Origin of the sequence: Rhodovulum visakhapatnamense (genome assembly GCF_004365965.1) — a bacterium.
Classification (GTDB): domain Bacteria; phylum Pseudomonadota; class Alphaproteobacteria; order Rhodobacterales; family Rhodobacteraceae; genus Rhodovulum; species Rhodovulum visakhapatnamense.
Window position 1 is genome coordinate 210,771 of sequence record NZ_SOEB01000004.1, and the last position, 18,301, is coordinate 229,071.

Here is an 18,301-nt window from a genome sequence, read left to right on the forward strand (position 1 = left end):
TCGGTGCGGGCCTGCTTGATCGGGATGTCACGGCAGGCAGGCCGATGACGGAATGATCGCCTAAGGTGCTATCATTGCTGGCGTTACGGATCGGGTACGCTGGATGGCGCGTTATCATTCTGCCCCGGCGGCAGGGCGCCGACCAGGCGGACCACGGCTTGATAGTCGGAGAAGATACCGACAATCTGGGTGCGACGCTTGATCTCGGCGTTCAGTCTCTCGATCGGGTTTGTCGAGTCCAGCCGTGCCCGATGGGCCTTGGGGAAAGACATGCGGGCCAGGACGTCATGCTCGGCCTCGTCCATGATGGTGGCGAACTTGGGCACTTTGGGCTGGAGCTGATCGGCGACTGCGCGCCGCTGCGGGGTGACCGCGTCGTCAGTGTCCGGGCAAAGGCGGTGGCGATGAAAGCCGAGACGCCCGCTTGTTCCGGCAAGGGCAGAAAGGCGTTGCGCTGGAAATGGATGCGGCAGCGCCGCCAGGTGGCGCTGAGAACCTTGGAGATGGCGGTCTTGATGCCCGCATGGGCATCCAAGATCGACAGCGTTGCGCCGCGCAGACCACGCCTTGTGAGCTTGCGCAAGAATTCGGTCCAGATCGGTCGACCTCGGATATACCTGTTGGCAAGCCCGGAACCTCGATCTGTCGGTCGGTGCTCACCCCGATGACAATGATGCCGGCAACCGACACGATCCGCTCGCCCCGGTGCGCCGTGAGGGAGGTGGCGTTGATCCAGGGACAAGGCCAGTCACCTTCGAGGGGGCGGTTCAGGCACGCCTTCATCTTGCCGTCGATCTTTTCGCAGAGCCGCGAGACCTGGTTTCTGCTTATCCCCGACATGCCCTTCGCCTTGCCGAGGCGATCGACGGGCCGTGTCGCGATGCCCTGAGCATACGCCTCGTGAAGAGATCCATGCCCGCCATTGACCAAGAGGATGGCGCCCGCTCCCGGCATCGCAATGTGCCACATTGGGTGCTGTGAAAAGTCACCAATGAGGGGAGCTATCCACGAGCGGGCGTGGCACGATCGGGGTCGATCTGGCGAAGAGTGTTTTTCAGTTCCACGGTGTCGACGATGAAGGGAAGCTCGGTCTCGCGCCGTCAGCTTCGGCGCGGTCGGATGCTGGAGGTCTTTCACAACCTGCCGGACAGTTTGGTCGGCATGGAAGACTGTGCCAGCGCGCGCTGCTGGGCGCGGGAATTGACGAAGCTCGGGCACGGGGATCGGCTGATGCAGCCGTCCTGCGTCAAGGGCTATGTGAAGAGAGGAAAGACCGACAAGGCGGATGCGGAGTCGATCTGCGGGGCGGTGTCTTGGCTGTCGATGCACTTCGATCCGGTGAAAGCCGAGGAGAGGCGGGACCTTCTGATGGGCCACAAGGCGCGGGAGTTCCTCGTCCGCCAGCGGACCCTGACCGTGAACGCGATCCGGGCGGATCCGGGATTGTAGTGGCGAAGGGTATCTACAATGCCGACCGGCTGATTGCGGCCTGCGACCGGGCCGACGTTCCGGTGTCGGCGCGCGAGGCGCTGACACTGCCGGCCGACGGGTCGGTCGGAACACAGGAGAAGATCGCGCGGCTGATCGCAGATATCCACGCTGACGCCAAGGCGAACGACGCCGCGCAGCGCCCTCGGACGATCCCCGGCATCGACAGGATCACGGCCAGCGCGCTGGTGGCGGCGCTGCGGGAGGCGTCGGGCTTCAGGTCGGGTCGGGACCTGGCTGCCCGGATCGGCCTCACACCGAAACCGCATTCCACCGGTGGCAAGGGGCGGCTGGGCCGGATCTTGAAGACGGGCAACCGGGATTCGCGGCGCCTGCTTTTTCTCGGCACCATTGCCCCGGTCGGTGCGCGCCGCCGAGGAGAACCGGGCGAGGACTGGCTGTGGATGATCACAGAGCGCAAAAAGCCCGAACAGGCCGCCATCGCGCTGGCCAACCGCATCGGCCGACCGGACTGTGCGCTTCTGAAGAACGGACCCGAAAATCAGGCGACCCGTCCCGCGCGCCTGAAACCGGGGCATCTGCCTGAGAAGAAAGGCAAGTGTATCGTGAGATGATGGCAATTGGCGGAGATATCGCGAAGGGCACCCGCGCGGGTCGACCGGGTGCAAGTGGCGGGTCTCGATCAGCGACGCGATGGCCGCCCAGATCTGGGCCTCTGCGTCATGGCCGACAAAGAGGGCTGTCCTCGGGTTCAGACCGATGGGGCGTTCGACGGTGGTGTTGTCAAGCTCGATCCGGCCAACGGTCAGGAACAGGCGGAGGCCGTTGCAGTATCTCGCGATGCGGGTCGGCCTTGCGCCGAGGGGCGACTGCCTCGGGACAGGGGCGCGATGCTTGGAGGGTCCTTCCTCGAAGTCGCCGATGGACGGCACCGAACGCACGTGTCTTGCGGCGAGACGCGCAGTGGGATCGAGGCCGGGGATGCGATGCGATAGAGCCCACCAATGCGCTGTGTGCATTCTCGGCGATTGGTGCGGAGCCGGTCCCGGCGATCTTCACCAGCCTGCGCCTGGCACACACCCAAGGATAGCCAGCCTGATCTCGGGATCCAGGTGTAACCGGGATAGCTGTCCTCCTGCGGGGCGCCACCAGAACCTTGCAGGATGCGCTCGGCCTGTTGGCCACCGCGTCCCGCTGCAGAGCAGGAGGCTACACCGGGCGGTGCCCCGCCGCCTGATGGACGCTCGTCCCGTTCCAGGGTCCAGGAAGCACCGGTTTTCGCTCTCCGCCGCCCCGGGCCGAGCACCGGGGCGCGGGTCGCGTCCCTAAAGAGCTTGGACGAGCGCTTCAATCCGCCATCAGCGCATCAAAGACCGGCCGCAGCTCGAAAACCCGTTCTTCACCGGCACCGCCAGCCCGTCGTGCCCTTTGCGATAGTCCACAGGCTTGGTCGCGACCCATATTGCCGCGAACTCGACTTCGTCTTCCGGGGCTGCCAGCACGAGCTTGCCCGGCCGGGCCAGGGGCCGCCAAGTCGATCACCGGGCGCCTCGACGCCGTGCTGACGCGCCACAGCGGCCACGGTCACACCGGGCGCAGGGTTTTGGCCACGGATCCGCGCCTTCACGGCATCAGGCCATTTGCGGCCGCGCCGAGCGCTCCTCGGTCCACGAGACCCTTCAATAGGGCATCCATCGAGACACTCGCTCCGGATCCACTCCGAGCATCAGAAAGCCGCGCGGCAGCTGGGGCCAGACCACCGGGTACGGCGCGCTGCGGGAGGTCGACGAGAAACCGCGCGGTCGCCTTATGGGGCGGTTTCGGTTCGAGCGGCAACTGGCGACGGCGCCCGGGATCGAGGCATCCGGAATCCGGCAAGGACGGATTCGGTTGTGGTCCGCCACACGGTTCCTTGCCTGCTGGCTTCCTGCGCCTTGACGCTGGCGTCGAGGGCACAGCGCGAAGAAGGCGCGGCGCCGATCCTCAGCGAAGGCCCCGGGACGTTTGCCGGATGACGGCGATCTGGGCATAGCCGCGGAAGAGCACGCGATGGGTTGCCTCGCCGCCGGTCTCGGCCGCGATGCGACCCACGACCCCGGCGAGGTCGGTGCGGGGCTCCACATGGAACCGCGCAAGCCAGGCCCGAAGCCCCTTTCCGAAAGCCTCTGGCAGTCCCGCCTGATCGTGAAAATCGACGATGTGCAGCGTACCGCCCGGGGCCAGATGGCGCACGGCTTCGCGGATCGCCTCGGGCCAGTCGGGTATCATCGAAAGCGCGTAGGAAATTGCGATCCGGTCGAATGCGCCGGTGCCGAACAGCGATTCGGGATCGAAGCGGCGCGCGTCGCCCTCGGCCAGCAGCGCCCGACCGTTCAGCCGGGCCGAGGCGGTGCGCAGCATCTCGCGCGAGATGTCGAGCCCGAACAGCCGCCGGCCGGGATAGCGCGCGCCGATCCGGGCGAGGTTCCGGCCGGTGCCGCAGGCAATCTCCAGCACCCGGCCCTTTGGGGGTGGGGCGAGATCGGCGATCAGCCGGTCGCGGCCCAGCAGGAACCAGGCCCGGGTCGCATCGTAGATCAGCCGCTGATGCCGGTAGGTCGCATCCATCAATGCCGCGTGCTCGGGCGTATCGGTCATCGGGTCAGCCCCGGAGCCGGTAAAGATGGACCGCCCCGTAGATCGCCGACCTGTCTTCAGCCGAGCCGCGGCGCGACGCCCCGGTGTCATAGGTCCAGCGCCCCAGGATCGCGTCGGGCACCCGGCCGGGCAGGATGTCGGGTTCGCCGCCGGTCCGGAACAGCACCCGCGCGCCCGGCGCCGCGGCCCGGGTCAGTTCGGTCCAGAGCGCGGTCAGCTGGGCATCGGTCATCCAGTCCTGCGCATCGAGCAGCACCGCGCAGTCGACCGACCCCGCGGGGCGTTCGGCCAGATAGTCGGTGACCGAGCGGTTCCTGACCGAGACGCGTCCGGCCATCGCGCGCACCGTTTCGAAGGCGGCGGGGTCGAGGTAAGGCGGTACCGCGCCTCCTGCGACCCCGCCATAGCGCCGTTTGCAGGCCTGCCAGATGAAGTAGTTTTCGGCCACGGGAAAGTCGCAGAAAAGCTTGCGCACGCGTTCGCGCAGCACCGGGATCACGTCGCCACCGCCATCGGCGGCCAGCTTGTCGTGCTGGGCGGGCGGAATGCCCAGCCCGAACAGCGCCGCCCGCCGCCGCGCCAGCGCGCGGACCAGCGGCCGGTCGAAAAGCGGGCCGACCTCGGTTTCGAAGAAGCGGCGCTGATCCTCCAGGCTTTGGGCCGCAAGAAGCCGGTCGAAATCGACCCCGCCCAGCCGCGCCACCAGCCCGGCCGCGCCGAGGAACCGGCCCAGCAGGCCATGGCGATAGGCGCCGCGCGCGAAGATTTCGATCCGGCGGCGGCCGAACACCCGACCCTCCCACCAGGCCCGGGATGCCGCGTCCAGATGCGGTGCCAGATACCTGTCATAGGCCCGGACGTTCGACTGGCGGTCGGCCGCGCCGAAGAAGGTGAAGAACGCCGCCTGATCCGGCAGGTGCAGCGCCGCCGCGCGCTTGAGGCTCAAAAGCGCGACATGGGCGGGCGACAGATCGACCGCGGCCACTTCGGCCGGGCGCCGGGTGAGATAGGACATGACGTTGCAGCCGCCCGAGGCGATGCAGACCACCCGGTCGCCCTCTGCCAGATCCAGCGCCGCCATGTCGGCGACCGGGTCCTCCCAGATCTGAACATAGACCAGCCCCTGAAAAAGCCGCGAGAAGGCCCGTTCCAGCAGGCCCGTGGCGGAGAGGGCACGGTTCTGGTGGACGGCCGCGCCGAGCTGGGCTTCGACCGATGCGGGGGGAACAGAGATATCGCTCATGCTGCCTCGCGGTCCTGGCTGCGGCGACGCCCGCCCAGCAGGCGCAGACGGTCGCGGTGCAATGCCCGGGCCCGCATCTCGGCCGCCCAGTCGATCAGCTCGAACCGGCCGTCGGGATGCTCGATCACGGCGGTACAGCTTTCGACCCAGTCGCCGCAATTGACATAGGCGAGCCCGTCGACGGTCGACAGCTCGGCCTTGTGGATATGGCCGCAGACGATGCCGTCATACCCGCCCCGGCGGGCCTCGGCGGCCAGCACGTTTTCGTATTCGCTGATGTAGTTGACGGCCTGCTTGACCTGCTGCTTGGCCCAGTTCGACAGCGACCAGTAGGGCCCGCCCCAGATCCGCCGCGCCCGGTTCAGAAGGGTGTTCAGCCCCAGCGCCGCCCCGTAGGCCCGGTCGCCCAGATGCGCCAGCCACTTGGCGTGCATGACGATCGAATCGAACTGGTCGCCATGGGTGATCAGATAGCGCCGCCCGTCGGCCGCCACATGGACGGCCTGGCGCTTGACCTCGATGCCGCCGAAATGGGTGCCCAGATAGGCACGCAGCATCTCGTCGTGATTGCCCGGGATGTAGACGATCTCGACCCCGCTCCGGGCGCGGGCCAGGATTTCCTGCACCAGGTCGTTATGGGTCTGGGGCCAGTGCCAGGTGCGTTCGAGCCGCCAGCCATCGACAATGTCGCCCACCAGAAAGATCCGCTCGGCGCTGTGATGCGACAGGAAATCGAGAAGCATCCCGGCCTGACATCCGCGCGTTCCCAGATGGATGTCAGAAATAAATATGGTGCGACATTCCATAGCGGGACCCATGATGTAGACTCCATTCGGAACCGGATACCCGGTTCGTGCAACATCCATGTGACGCGGGCCCGCATCGGCCTGCGGCGGAATCGTCGCAATTCGGCCCGGGGGGAGCCCTAGCGCAGCCAGATCTCGACCCGGCGATTGAGCCGGTGTGCCATCGCTTCGGGCAGCCGGTCTTCGGGCAGCCCGCCCGTGCAGGCCAGCGGCAGCAGGGCGCCGAATGCCACAACTTCCAGCCGGACCCGGCCGAAATCGGCGGCCGTCGCCGCGGCACGCAGGGCGTCCCGCACGGCCTCGGCGTCCTTTCGGGCCAGCGCGCGGTCGGCATCGGGACCGTCCCCGCCATCGGCAAAGCCCGCAAGGATCAGGGTGTGGCCGTCGAAGGTTCCGGCTTCCAGCGCCCGCGCCAGAGCCTCGATCCCAGACTGCGACAGGGCTTCGTCCGTTTCGGGGCCGGGGCGGACGGTTTCGGTCAGGCGCACCGCGCCGCGCAGAACCGACATCATCCGCTGCAACTCTGCCAGACCGGACCCGGGCGCGGCCTCGGCGATGGCCAGGGCCAGCCGGTCGCCTTGCCGGGCAAGCGGGATTTCCTCGCGCATGAGATCGGCAAAGCCCGCCCGTCGCATCGCGATCTGGGCCGCGGGCGTGGCAAGATAGTCGAGGAAGGCCCCGGCAAGCGACGGCAGCTGCGGTGCGCCGAGGTAAAGGAAAAGCGGCACCACGAAAGGGTAGTCGCCGGTCTTGATGCCTTGGCGCGAGGCCAGAAGCCGGGTGCCGCATCCGGCGGCCAGCGGCACCTGAACCGCGCCGCCGAGCGCCGAGAGCCGGGTCAGTCCGACCCCCATCGGGTCGGCCGCCACCGCCCCCGAGACCGCCGCCGCATCGGCGTGCTGGCGCGCCGAAGAACCCGGCGCCTGTCCCTCCAGAAGCCGCGCCTCGGGGGTCCGGCCGAGCCCTGCGCCGGGCCGCGGCAGATGGGGCGTCACCGGGGCTTCCGCCCCGCCGATCCGGGACCAGTCGACGATCTCGCCGGTCAGCAGCCCGCGGAGGGTTTCAAGCGTAAGGCCGCGCCCGGGGTCCCCCATCCGGGGGTCTGGGGCCACCACCGGCACGATGGCGTCGAGCGCGATCAGCCGGCGGCGGTGGCTTGCGGAAAGGTCTCCAAGCCCGGCTTCGCGTCCATGGGCGACCTCTTCGGGCAGGATGGCGCGGTCGGCCATTGCGATATCGGCGCCGCCGGTCAGAAGATCGGCAAAGCCCTCGCCGGTGCTGCCGGTGGTCAGGGCGATTTCGGCACGCAGCGTCCCGTCGTCCGGGTCGCGCAGCCGGAACAGACCCCGCCGCCCGTCGGCAGCCCGCTCGACCGTCATCCCGCGTGCGGCAGCGAAGCCCTCGATCAGGGCGGGCATCGCGACAGCGCCCAGCGCTGGCGTCCCCGAAAGCGCGAACCGGGCGACACGCGCCTCGGCGCCGGGACAGGCGGCGCCCTTGCAGGTCACGGCATCGGCGTTGACCGCGAGCGGGCCATAGATCGTGTCGAGCCGATAGGTCCCGCCGTCGAAGTCCAGCAGGTGGCCGCCGATCTCGACCGCGCCGTCGCGCGACATCAGCGTCACGTCCCCGGCCAGGGCGGGCCGGGCGACCGGAAGGCACAGCGCCGCGCAAAGCAGGATGCCGGGCAGACAGCGCATGTTCAACCGGACCGCATTGCCTTTGTCGGGCCCGAGTGTCGGGGCTGGCGGCGCCGATTTCAACAGGGCCGCCGGACGGCCGCCGGTCCTAGACCAGCTGACCGTGGCAATGCTTGAACTTCTTGCCCGACCCGCAGGGGCAGGGATCGTTGCGGTTCGGGTTGCCCCAGGTCTCGGGGCGGCTCTCGTCGAAACCGGGGGCCGCAGAGGCCAGCGCCGCCGGGGCGGGTTCGGTCCCGTCCGCAGGCGCGTCGGCATGCGAGGGCTGGGCCTGTGCCGTCGCCTCGGCCAGCCGGGCCTGCTGTTCGGCCAGTTGGCGGATCATCTCGTTCCGCTCGTCTTCGGTCAGCGGCCGGATCTGTCCGAGTTTCTTGGTCACATCCTCGCGCAGGCTGTTCAGCATCGATTCGAACAGCGCGAAGCTCTCGGTCTTGTATTCGTTCAGCGGGTCGCGCTGGGCGTAGCCGCGGAAGCCGATGACCGAGCGCAGGTGTTCGAGCTTAAGCAGATGTTCGCGCCACTTGGTGTCGATGGTCTGCAGCAACATCTGTTTTTCGATGTTACGCATCGCCTCGGGGCCGAATTGCGCCGCCTTCGAGGCCATCGCCTTGTCCGAGGCATCGGCGATCCGTTCGGCGATGGTCTCGTCGTCGACGCCCTCTTCGTCGGCCCAGTCCACGATCGGCAGATCGAGGTTCAGCGACTCGGCCACCGCGCGCTGCAGGCCCTCGGCATCCCATTGATCGGCATAGGACCGCGGCGGGATATGGGTCTCGACCAGATCGTCGATCACCTCGTGGCGCATGTCCTGCACGATATCCGACAGGTCGTCCGCTTCCATGATCTCGCGGCGCTGGCCGAAAATGACCTTGCGCTGGTCGTTCATCACGTCGTCGAATTTCAGCAACTGCTTGCGGATATCGAAGTTGCGGCCCTCGACCTTGGCCTGGGCCTTCTCGAGCGACTTGTTCACCCAGGGGTGGATGATCGCCTCGCCATCCTTCATTCCCAGCGTCGACAGCACCTTGTCCAGCCGTTCCGACCCGAAGATCCGCATCAAGTCGTCTTCCAGCGACAGGAAGAAATAGGACCGGCCCGGATCGCCCTGACGGCCCGAGCGGCCGCGCAGCTGGTTGTCGATCCGGCGGGATTCGTGGCGTTCGGTGCCCAGCACGTAAAGACCGCCGGCCTCGAGCACCTTCTGTTTTTCTTCGGCATGCTCGGCCTCGATGCGCGCGCGCACCGCGTCGGGATGGGCGGTCGGGTCGGCGTCGAGCGCCTCCATGACCTTCATCTCGGCATTGCCGCCCAGCTGGATGTCGGTGCCGCGCCCGGCCATGTTGGTGGCGATGGTGACCGCGCCGAAGCGGCCCGCATCGGCCACGATCTGGGCTTCCTGTTCGTGGTGACGCGCGTTCAGGACGTTATGCGGGATGCCCTGTGTCTTGAGCATGTCCGACAGCATCTCGGATTTCTCGATCGAGGTGGTGCCGACCAGAACCGGCTGGCCGCGCCCGTGGGCGTCCTTGATCGACTCGACGATGGCCGCGTATTTCTCGGTTGCGGTGCGGTAGACGGCGTCATGCTCGTCGATCCGGGCGATGGGGCGGTTGGTCGGGATCTCGACCACGCCAAGCCCGTAGATCTGCATGAATTCCTCGGCCTCGGTCGCGGCCGTCCCGGTCATGCCCGCAAGCTTGTCGTACAGCCGGAAATAGTTCTGGAAGGTGACCGAGGCCAGGGTCACGTTCTCGGGCTGGATCTGGACGCCTTCCTTGGCCTCGATGGCCTGGTGCAGCCCGTCGGACAGCCGCCGCCCGCGCATCATCCTCCCGGTGAATTCGTCGATCAGCATCACCTCGCCGTCGCGCACGATGTATTCCTTGTCCTTCAGGAACATCTTGTGCGCCTTCAGCGCCTGCTGGGCGTGGTGGACGATGGTCGTGCTTTCGGGGTCGTACATCGACTGCCCCTCGGGCAGGATGCCCATTTCATGGAGCCGCTTCTCCATGAACTCGTTGCCTTCTTCGGTGAAGGTCACGTTGCGCATCTTTTCGTCGAGCTTGTAATGCTCGTCGGTCAGGTCGGGCACGACCTTGTCGAGGGTCATGTACAGCTCGGACCGGTCCTGGCTCGGCCCCGAGATGATCAGCGGCGTGCGCGCCTCGTCGATCAGGATCGAGTCGACCTCGTCGACGATGGCGTAATAATGCCCGCGCTGGGCCATGTCCTTCAGCTCGGACTTCATGTTGTCGCGCAGGTAGTCGAAGCCCAGCTCGTTGTTCGTGCCGTAGGTGATGTCGGCGCGGTAGGCCGCGCGCTTTTCGGGTTCGGGCTGCCACGGATAGACGACGCCCGTGGTCATGCCGAGCATGGCATAGACCTTGCCCATCCACTCGGCGTCGCGCTTGGCCAGATAGTCGTTGACGGTGACGATATGCACGCCCTCGCCGGTCAGCGCGTTCAGATAGGCCGGGAAGGTCGCGACCAGCGTCTTGCCCTCGCCGGTCTTCATCTCGGCGATATTGCCCCGGTGCAGGAAGATCCCGCCCACCAGCTGCACGTCGAAGGCCCGCAGCCCCAGCGCCCGGCGCGCGCCCTCGCGGCAGTTGGCGAAGGCCTCGGGCAGGATGTCGTCCAGCGCCTCGCCCTCGGCGACCCGGCGGCGGAATTCCGCGGTCTTGGCCTTCAGCCCGTCGTCGTCCAGCGCCTGAAACTCGGGCTCCAGCGCGTTGATCCGGGCGACCAGCGGGCGCACCTTCTTGACCAGCCGGTCGTTCCGGGTCCCGAAGACCTTACGGGTGAGTGTTCCGATGCCCAGCATGTTCTCTCCGCGCGGATGCGTATCTGACAGGATCTTGTACGACGGACCGCTTGCCCGCCTGAGAATGCGGCAATAGAAGTGGCCAAGGAAATAAGGCCGACCCCGAGAACCAGTTGCGATGTAAGGGGAGGCCGGAATGGTGTCAACGCCGCCAAGTGCCCGGCGAGAAGGAGAGCCCCATGACATTTGCCCTCAAACCGCTTGCCGCGCTGACCCTCGCGGCGGGGATGGCGCTGCCCGCGCTGGCCGCGGATATCGGCCCCGACACGGTCGTCGCGCGGGTGGGCAATCAGGAGATCACCATCGGGCACATGATCGTGCTGCGCGCCCAGCTTCCGCCCGACTATCAGCAGCTTCCCGACGACGTGCTGTATCAGGCGGTGCTCGACCAGCTGATCCGCCAGACCGCGGTGGGCGAGGCCATCGGGACGGACCTCTCGAAGGGCGCGAGCCTCGCGCTTGAAAACGAACGCCGGTCCTTCGTGGCGGGCGAGGCGCTGTCGCGCGTCGCGGAAGAGGCCGTGACCGACGAGGCGGTGCAGGCCGCCTATGACGCGGCCTATGGAGCCGCGCATCCGATCAACGAATACCATGCCGCGCATATCCTGGTGGAAACCGAGGACGAGGCGAAGGCGATCGAGACCGAGCTGGCGAACGGTGCCGATTTCGCCGAACTCGCCAAGGAGAAATCCACCGGTCCCTCTGGTCCGAATGGCGGCGATCTGGGCTGGTTCTCGGAAGGGATGATGGTCCAGCCCTTCGAGGAGGCCGTGGTTGCGATGAATCCGGGCGAGGTTTCGGCCCCGGTGCAGACCCAGTTCGGGTGGCACGTCATCAAGCTTTACGAAAGCCGGTTGAAAGACGCCCCGGCGCTGGACGATGTCCGCGGCGATCTGGTGCAGAGGATCCAGCGCGAGGCGATGGAGCAGGCGCTTGAAAAATACACCGAAGAGGCAGACGTCACCCGGAACGAGATCGAGGTCGACCCGGCGATCCTGAAAGACCAGTCGCTGCTCGACCAATAGGTGCCAATCCAAGAGGGACAGATGGCCAAGGACAAGAAGAACAAGGTCGATACGGGCGAGACCAAGAAGAAAAAGGCCAAGATCAAGCCGCTGAAGCGCGAGATCGAACGCCTGCGGGCGCAGCTGGTGGCGGTTGCCGAAAAGGTTCCCGCCAAGACGCCGGTGATCTCGCCGCTCGCCCCCGAGGCCGGGTTCCCGGCGCTGCCGGTGATCGAGGGTGCCGAATTCGCGGCGGCCGAGGCCGGGGTGCGCTACAAGGGGCGGCTTGACGTGATGCTGGCCCGGCTGGCCCCCGGCACGGCCGTGGCCGGCGTCTTTACCCGGTCGGCGACGCGCTCGGCGCCGGTTCTGGACTGCGAGGCCAAGATCGCGGCCAAGCCCGGACAGAAACAGGGCGCGGCGATTCTGGTGAATTCGGGCAATTCCAACGCCTTCACCGGCGCCGCCGGGGCCGGGGCCGTCTCGGCGCTTTGTGCCGCCGCGGCCGAGGCCGCCGCTGTGCCAGAGGCGCGGGTCTTCACCGCCTCGACCGGCGTGATCGGCGAGCCGCTGCCGCATGAGCGGATCTCGGCGGTTCTGGGCGATCTGGCGGCGCGGCTGTCGCCCGAGGCGCTGCCGCTGGCCGCGCGGGCGATCATGACCACCGACACCTTCCCGAAGGGCGCGACCGCCACGGTCGAGATCGACGGACAGCAGATCCGCATCGCGGGCATCGCCAAGGGCTCCGGCATGATCGCGCCCGACATGGCGACGATGCTGGTCTACATCTTCACCGATGCGAAGATCGGCCAGCCGCTTCTACAGAAGATGCTGGGCAAGCTGACCGACGAGACCTTCAACTGCATCACCGTCGATGGCGACACCTCGACCTCGGACACGCTGATCGTCGCGGCTACCGGCAAGTCGAAGGTGCCCGAGATCACCGATCTGCGCAGCTCGGCCGGGCGCGCCTTCCAGGAGGCGCTGAAGGGCGTGATGCTGGATCTGGCCCATCAGGTGGTGAAGGATGGCGAGGGCGCGACCAAGTTCGTCGAGGTCGCGGTGACCGGCGCGGCCAGCCCGGCCGATGCCCGCAAGGTGGCGATGTCGATCGCCAATTCGCCGCTGGTCAAGACCGCCATCGCGGGCGAGGACCCGAACTGGGGCCGGATCGTGATGGCCGTTGGCAAGTCGGGCGCCAGGGCCGACCGCGATCTTCTGTCGATCCGCTTTGGCGAGATCCTCGTCGCCGAAAAGGGCTGGGTCGCCGAAAGCTATGCAGAAGAGGTGGGTGCCGCCTACATGACCCGTGAGGAGCTGGTCATCGGGGTGGATCTGGGCCTTGGCAAGGGCGCCTCGACGGTCTGGACCTGCGACTTCACCAAGCGCTACATCGAGATCAACGCGGATTACCGGTCGTGAAGATTGTCCTCGTGGCCGCCGTGGCCCTGATCGATGCGGATGGGCGGGTTCTTCTCGCCCAACGCCCCGCGGGCAAGGCCATGGCGGGCCTTTGGGAATTTCCCGGCGGCAAGATCGAGCCGGGCGAGACCCCCGAGGCCGCGCTGAAGCGCGAGCTGAAGGAAGAGCTTGGCATCGACACCTGGGAAAGTTGCCTCGCGCCGCTGAGCTTCGCGAGCCATTCCTATGAAGATTTCCATCTGCTGATGCCGCTGTTTGCCTGCCGCAAATGGCAGGGCCAGCCCCAGCCCCGCGAGGGTCAGGTACTGAAATGGGCGCATGCGCGGGATCTGCGCGATTTCCCGATGCCCCCGGCCGATCTGCCGCTGATTCCGGTGCTGCAGGATTTGCTGTAGCAACGCACGGGGCCGCGCATCGGCCCGGCCGTTCTGGCCCTGTTGCCATGGCTCTTCGGAAAGAATGGCTTCAGGCGCTCCATTTGCGCTTCGGACAGCCAGTGGAGGTTGCTCATCGGTCAGGTCTCCTTGCGAGGCCTGAATCACGCGAACCGCCCGAAATCAATGGGTCTGGACCCTAAGCCGACGGATCGGCGTCGTAAGAACTGCGCTTCGCGGATGCCGGGCGCGGTGAAGGCTGCGGATTCGGCGATCGGAAGAGAAGTTCGCTCAGAAGACCTTCACACCTCGGAAATGCCGCACAATGCTTGAATGGCCGGTCTCGAGACGCCGCGGTGCGGCATCGGCGCCAGGAACGAATGTCGGCTTCGGGCCGGACTCGACGGGAGTTGCCAGGACGCCGCGGCCGTCCCGAAGCCGCGAACGGCATGGTCAAGGCGGTGGGACAACTGTTCAAATTTGCGGTTCGCTACGAATTTTGCGACCGGAATCCGGCGGCGGAGGTCGAATATCTTCACCCGAAGAACGCGGACGGCTTCCATTCCTGGAGCCTGGAGGAGATCGCGGCTTACGAAGCAAGGCATCCCGTCGGGACAATGGCCAGGCTAGCGCTGGCCCTGGCGCTCTATACGGGGCAGCGACGCTCGGATCTGGTGCAGCTCGGCAAACAGCACGTGCGCGATGGCTGGCTGATCTTCACGCAGCACAAGAACCGGAACCGCAATCCGGTCCGCCAGGAGATCCCGATCATTCCGGACCTGCAGAGGATCATTGACGCAAGCCCGGTTGGCGATCTCACATTCCTGGTCACCACCTTCGGCCAGCCCTTCACGTCGAACGGCTTCGGCAACCGATTCCGCAAATGGTGCGACGAGGCGAGTTTGCCGCAATGTTCGGTTCACGGCCTGCGCAAGGCTGCGGCTGCCCGCCTCGCCGAGCTGGGCTGCACCGAATTCGAGATCATGGCGATCACTGGGCACCGGACCTCGAAGGAAGTCACTCGCTACACGCGCGCGGCAAGCCAGAAGGCCCGTGCGGAGAGCGCCCTCAAACGCATGTCGCGGGAACAGAAGTAGGGCAAAACTGTCCCACTTTTTGCTGCTGTAACGGCCAGTGGGACAAAATCATGGCATAAGCCTATGATTTCATTGACTAAAGGTTTGAAGTGGTGCCCGGGGGCGGAATCGAACCACCGACACGAGGATTTTCAATCCACTGCTCTACCCCTGAGCTACCCGGGCGAGGGCGAAGCAATCGTGCTTCGGGTGGCAGGTGTTTAGGCGAGAGCAGCGGGGGTGTCCAGAGGATCCGATCCGTTTCCGAAGGATTTTTGTCGCACACTGACCGTTCTGCGCGTGGGAGCTGTCCCGGCCGGACGGCAGGTCCTGTCCGTGTGAAGAGCACCAGATAGTTCCGCCTTTTTGGTCAGAGGATTTGCCTCTGCCGCGCAGGCCGGTGCCGTTTTCCCTACAAAAATCCATGCGGCCTCGATCCACGCCCATGTTGTGTTGATCTCTCCGCAGCCCTTTCCCCTGTCAAACCCGAGGATGGCCCATGAGCGCCCATTTCTTCGTCGTGACGGGCGGCCCCGGTGCGGGCAAGACCAGCCCGATCGCCGAGCTTGCCCGCCGCGGCTTTCACACAATCCCCGAATCCGGCCGCGCGATCATTCGCGAGGAAATGCAGAGCGGCGGAGACGCCCTTCCCTGGGCCGACCTTGCTGCCTGCGCCGAACGGATGCTGGAGCGGGACCTGCGCGCCCACCGCGCCGCACGGGCACTCTCAGGCCCTGTGATCTTCGATCGCGGCATTCCCGACATCTTGGGATACCTGACGCTCTGCAACCTCCCCGTGCCGCCCCATGTGGCCACTCCACGACAGGGTTTCGGCCGTTCTCGAGGTGGCTTTACGACCAAAATCCACCTCCTCGTCAACGCACACGGGCTTCCCATGAGGACAGAGATCACGCCTGGCCAAACGTCAGACTATCTCGGCTTCGATCTGGTGATGGCGGATAATCTGCCCCGCCCGAGCGTGCTCATCGCAGATCGCGGCTACGATGCAGACAAGATCAGAAACGGCATGGAGGCGCGCAACGTCCTGCCCGTGATACCGATGCGCAAGTCCCGCAAGAAGCGCATTGGTGTCGATCGCTCGCTGTATCGCCTGCGTAATCTGGTCGAACGCTGCTTCAACAAGCTCAAGAACGCCAGGCGTGTCGCGACCCGCTACGACAAGACCGCTGAGAGCTTCCTCGGCTTCATTGACATCACGTCGATCCGTCTCTGGGTCCGCCATTTGTCAACATGACCTAGGAAGCACTCTGATCGAGGTGAAACCTACGGACCGGAACTGTGTTTCTGGCGACTTCCGGCAGGTCCTGATGTATGGGATCTTGAAGTACGCCTCGTCAATCGAAGGCGAGCTGGACGTGTGGACTGATTGCCTGCTGCTGAATCCCCGCAGGAACTCCGCCTTCCTGGTGAATTTTGACAAGCTGCTTCGCTCTGCTTCCGCGAGTTCCGGTCGTGTCGAAGTATATGAATACCTGCGGTTCGTCTTCGGCCATGACTTGGAAAGGAGATAGGGTGTTGCCACCTGGAAAGGCTCGTGGGATGCGGGTGATTCCGGCAGGGGCAACGCAGGGTAACAGCCGGCAGCCGCGCGCCAGAACAGCCCAACCGCTTGATTTTCGAGGTGTATGATGGTGCTGCTGGACAGGATTGAACTGTCGACCTCTCCCTTACCAAGGGAGTGCTCTACCACTGAGCTACAGCAGCACTCTTGGAACGGTGCCGTCCGGGCGAGACGCTCGGGCACGTTCCGGTGGGCGGCTGATTAGACGGAAAGTCCGGGCGACGCAAGCGGTATCTGGACGGTTTTTTGCCCCTGCGCTACTAGGGACGCCATGACAGGCAAAACCCCCAAGACGGGCGTGCCAAAGCCGTCCGGGACCCGCGAAGAGCGTCTCAAGCAGGCGCTGAAAGCCAACCTCGCGCGCCGCAAGGCCCAGGCCAGGGCCCGCGAAGACAAGCCCAAAGGGCAGGAAGAGCAGAACTGATGGACCAGATCATGATCCGGGGCGGGGCGCCGCTGACTGGCGAGATCCCGATCGCAGGCGCCAAGAATGCCTGCCTCGCGCTGATGCCTGCGACATTGTTGACCGACGAGCCGCTGACGCTGACCAATGCGCCACGCCTGTCCGACATCCGCACCATGACGACGCTGCTGCAATCGCTTGGCGCCGAGGTCTCGGCGCTGCATCGGGGCAAGGTGCTGGCGCTGTCGAGCCACCGGCTGACCAGCCACCGCGCCGATTACGACATCGTGCGCAAGATGCGCGCCTCGATCCTGGTGCTGGGCCCGCTGCTGGCGCGCCACGGCCAGGCCGAGGTCTCGCTGCCCGGCGGCTGCGCCATCGGCGCGCGTCCGGTCGATCTGCATCTTCAGGCGCTGGAGGCGATGGGCGCCCGGCTGGAACTGCGCGAGGGCTATGTCCATGCCGAGGCGCCGGGCGGGCTGAAAGGTGCGGTCTTCGAGTTTCCCAAGGTGTCGGTCGGGGCGACCGAGAACGCGCTGCTGGCGGCGACGCTGGCCAAGGGCACGACCGTCCTGAAGAACGCCGCACGCGAGCCCGAGATCGTCGATCTGGCCCGCTGCCTTCGCGCCATGGGCGCCCGGATCGAGGGCGAGGGCACCGCCACGATCACCATCGAGGGCGTGACGGCGCTGGGCGGGGCGACCCACCGGGTGGTGACCGACCGGATCGAGCTGGGCACCTACATGCTGGCCCCCGCCATCACCGGCGGCGACGTGACCTGCCTTGGCGGGCGGCTCGATCTGCTGCCGGCCTTCGCGGAAAAGCTCGATGCCGCAGGGATCACGGTGGAACAGACCGACCGGGGCCTGCGCGTCGCGCGCAAGAACGGCCGCCTGTCGGCGGTCGATGTGACGACCGAGCCCTTCCCGGGCTTTCCGACCGACCTGCAGGCGCAGATGATGGCGCTGTTGTGCACCGCCGAGGGCACCAGCCGACTGGAGGAAACGATCTTCGAGAATCGCTTCATGCACGCGCCTGAACTGGTGCGGATGGGGGCGCGAATCGATGTCTCGGGCGGTACGGCCACGGTGACCGGTGTCGGTCGGCTGAAAGGTGCGCCGGTCATGGCCACCGATCTTCGTGCCAGTGTATCGCTGATTCTCGCCGGTCTGGCCGCCGAGGGTGAAACCGTGGTCAGCCGGGTCTATCATCTCGACCGCGGCTACGAGAAGGTGGAACAGAAGCTTGGCGCCTGCGGGGCCCATATCGAACGGATGAGCGCGGAATGACCGAAGACGCACGGTTCGAGGACGGGGCGGAACGCCCGCTGCACCTGATGGCCGCCGAGGCAAGCGATCTCGAGGTGATTTCGGCGCTGGTGCAGGATGGGGTCCTGCCGGTCACCGAAATGCGCTGGGACCGGTCGCGGCGCCGGTTCGCGGCGCTGGTCAACCGGTTCCGCTGGGAGGACAAGGAGGCCGCCGAACGCCGTGGCCGCCCGTTCGAGAGGGTTCAGGCCGTGCTGACCGTCGAGGACGTGACCCAGGTGGTCAGCCAGGGCATCGACCGGTCCGACCCCGATCTGGTGCTGTCGCTGCTGGCCGTGGCCTTCGAGCCCGGCGAGGACGGCACCGGCCGGGTGGTGCTGACGCTGGCGGGCGACGGGGCGGTGGCGCTCGAGGTCGAATGTCTCGAGGTGACGCTGACCGATGTGACCCGGCCCTATGCCGCGCCCTCGGGCAAGGCACCGCGGCATCCCTGACACGGGGCGCCGGCCGATC

16 protein-coding genes, 2 tRNA genes and 5 pseudogenes are annotated in these 18,301 nt (G+C 66.5%); 11 read left to right on the forward strand and 12 right to left on the reverse strand.

Features of this window, described 5'->3' with window-relative positions; all coding sequences use genetic code 11:
• Positions 1–83: 83 nt before the first annotated feature.
• From EV657_RS22510 to EV657_RS22665, 3 genes and pseudogenes are all read right to left on the reverse strand, one after another.
• On the reverse strand, positions 84–326 hold the full coding sequence (locus EV657_RS22510) for a transposase (protein WP_075784195.1): 243 nt from the start codon (positions 324–326) through the stop codon (positions 84–86).
• The gene (locus tag EV657_RS22660) at positions 212–742 is read right to left on the reverse strand and encodes a transposase (protein ID WP_425057246.1); all 531 of its coding nucleotides are present in this window, start codon (positions 740–742) and stop codon (positions 212–214) included. The genes EV657_RS22510 and EV657_RS22660 overlap by 115 nt, the downstream gene beginning before the upstream one ends.
• Positions 676–969, reverse strand: a pseudogene (locus tag EV657_RS22665) (transposase); the annotation flags it as partial. The pseudogene EV657_RS22665 and the gene EV657_RS22660, both read right to left, overlap by 67 nt.
• A gap of 150 nt (positions 970–1,119) precedes the next feature.
• On the opposite strand from EV657_RS22665, the gene EV657_RS22125 reads away from it, so the two are divergent.
• On the forward strand, positions 1,120–1,449 hold the full coding sequence (locus EV657_RS22125; protein ID WP_243837491.1) for a hypothetical protein: 330 nt from the start codon (positions 1,120–1,122) through the stop codon (positions 1,447–1,449).
• Between the two features lie 62 nt (positions 1,450–1,511).
• Complete coding sequence (locus EV657_RS22130) at positions 1,512–2,063, forward strand: transposase (RefSeq protein ID WP_243837492.1); 552 nt, start codon at positions 1,512–1,514, stop codon at positions 2,061–2,063.
• Positions 2,064–2,168: 105 nt separating this feature from the next.
• Here EV657_RS22130 and EV657_RS22670 read toward each other — a convergent pair.
• The 7 genes and pseudogenes from EV657_RS22670 to secA all read right to left on the reverse strand — a co-directional run.
• Positions 2,169–2,468 (reverse strand): annotated as a pseudogene (locus EV657_RS22670) (IS66 family transposase); the annotation flags it as partial.
• A 53-nt stretch (positions 2,469–2,521) separates the two neighbouring features.
• Positions 2,522–2,800, reverse strand: a pseudogene (locus EV657_RS22675) (IS66 family transposase); the annotation flags it as partial.
• A 632-nt stretch (positions 2,801–3,432) separates the two neighbouring features.
• On the reverse strand, positions 3,433–4,086 hold the full coding sequence (locus EV657_RS05575) for a class I SAM-dependent methyltransferase (RefSeq protein WP_075784198.1): 654 nt from the start codon (positions 4,084–4,086) through the stop codon (positions 3,433–3,435).
• Between the two features lie 4 nt (positions 4,087–4,090).
• Positions 4,091–5,329 (reverse strand): BtaA family protein, encoded by a 1,239-nt coding sequence (locus EV657_RS05580; protein ID WP_134077361.1) that lies wholly within the window; start codon positions 5,327–5,329, stop codon positions 4,091–4,093.
• Entirely contained in the window at positions 5,326–6,195 is an 870-nt protein-coding gene (locus tag EV657_RS05585; RefSeq protein WP_341800917.1) for a UDP-2,3-diacylglucosamine diphosphatase, read from the reverse strand. The genes EV657_RS05580 and EV657_RS05585 overlap by 4 nt, the downstream gene beginning before the upstream one ends.
• Before the next feature lie 59 nt (positions 6,196–6,254).
• Entirely contained in the window at positions 6,255–7,835 is a 1,581-nt protein-coding gene (locus EV657_RS05590) for a substrate-binding domain-containing protein (RefSeq protein ID WP_134077362.1), read from the reverse strand.
• Between the two features lie 88 nt (positions 7,836–7,923).
• Positions 7,924–10,659, reverse strand: coding sequence for a preprotein translocase subunit SecA (gene secA, locus EV657_RS05595; RefSeq protein ID WP_134077363.1), 2,736 nt, complete (start codon positions 10,657–10,659; stop codon positions 7,924–7,926).
• 179 nt (positions 10,660–10,838) lie between these two features.
• On the opposite strand from secA, the gene EV657_RS05600 reads away from it, so the two are divergent.
• The 4 genes from EV657_RS05600 to EV657_RS05620 all read left to right on the forward strand — a co-directional run bounded on the left by EV657_RS05600 (position 10,839) and on the right by EV657_RS05620 (position 14,556).
• Entirely contained in the window at positions 10,839–11,684 is an 846-nt protein-coding gene (locus EV657_RS05600; protein WP_113669427.1) for a peptidylprolyl isomerase, read from the forward strand.
• 21 nt (positions 11,685–11,705) lie between these two features.
• Positions 11,706–13,085 (forward strand): bifunctional glutamate N-acetyltransferase/amino-acid acetyltransferase ArgJ, encoded by a 1,380-nt coding sequence (gene argJ, locus EV657_RS05605; protein ID WP_134077364.1) that lies wholly within the window; start codon positions 11,706–11,708, stop codon positions 13,083–13,085.
• On the forward strand, positions 13,082–13,480 hold the full coding sequence (gene mutT / locus EV657_RS05610) for an 8-oxo-dGTP diphosphatase MutT (RefSeq protein WP_075784204.1): 399 nt from the start codon (positions 13,082–13,084) through the stop codon (positions 13,478–13,480). Before argJ ends, mutT begins: the two co-directional genes overlap by 4 nt.
• A 428-nt stretch (positions 13,481–13,908) precedes the next feature.
• Positions 13,909–14,556 (forward strand): tyrosine-type recombinase/integrase, encoded by a 648-nt coding sequence (locus EV657_RS05620; RefSeq protein WP_243837494.1) that lies wholly within the window; start codon positions 13,909–13,911, stop codon positions 14,554–14,556.
• Between the two features lie 90 nt (positions 14,557–14,646).
• On the opposite strand, the gene EV657_RS05625 is transcribed toward EV657_RS05620, so the two are convergent.
• Positions 14,647–14,721: transfer RNA gene (locus EV657_RS05625), tRNA-Phe, on the reverse strand.
• Positions 14,722–15,034: 313 nt separating this feature from the next.
• On the opposite strand from EV657_RS05625, the pseudogene EV657_RS05630 reads away from it, so the two are divergent.
• A pseudogene (locus tag EV657_RS05630) lies at positions 15,035–15,337 on the forward strand (AAA family ATPase); the annotation flags it as partial.
• A 12-nt stretch (positions 15,338–15,349) separates the two neighbouring features.
• Positions 15,350–15,790: pseudogene (locus tag EV657_RS05635) on the forward strand (IS5 family transposase); the annotation flags it as partial.
• 395 nt (positions 15,791–16,185) lie between these two features.
• Here EV657_RS05635 and EV657_RS05640 read toward each other — a convergent pair.
• Positions 16,186–16,260, reverse strand: a tRNA-Thr gene (locus EV657_RS05640).
• 128 nt (positions 16,261–16,388) lie between these two features.
• Between EV657_RS05640 and EV657_RS21475 the strand changes: the two genes are divergently transcribed.
• Genes EV657_RS21475 through EV657_RS05650 form a run of 3 tightly spaced genes read left to right on the forward strand, consistent with a single transcriptional unit; the run spans position 16,389 to position 18,282 of the window.
• Positions 16,389–16,541: a hypothetical protein gene (locus EV657_RS21475; protein ID WP_165828181.1), complete on the forward strand. Its 153-nt coding sequence runs from the start codon at positions 16,389–16,391 to the stop codon at positions 16,539–16,541.
• Complete coding sequence (gene murA / locus EV657_RS05645; RefSeq protein ID WP_134077366.1) at positions 16,541–17,809, forward strand: UDP-N-acetylglucosamine 1-carboxyvinyltransferase; 1,269 nt, start codon at positions 16,541–16,543, stop codon at positions 17,807–17,809. The genes EV657_RS21475 and murA overlap by 1 nt, the downstream gene beginning before the upstream one ends.
• Positions 17,806–18,282, forward strand: a complete 477-nt coding sequence (locus EV657_RS05650) for a DUF2948 family protein (RefSeq protein WP_075784207.1) — start codon at positions 17,806–17,808, stop codon at positions 18,280–18,282. The genes murA and EV657_RS05650 overlap by 4 nt, the downstream gene beginning before the upstream one ends.
• The last annotated feature ends 19 nt before the right edge of the window (positions 18,283–18,301 follow it).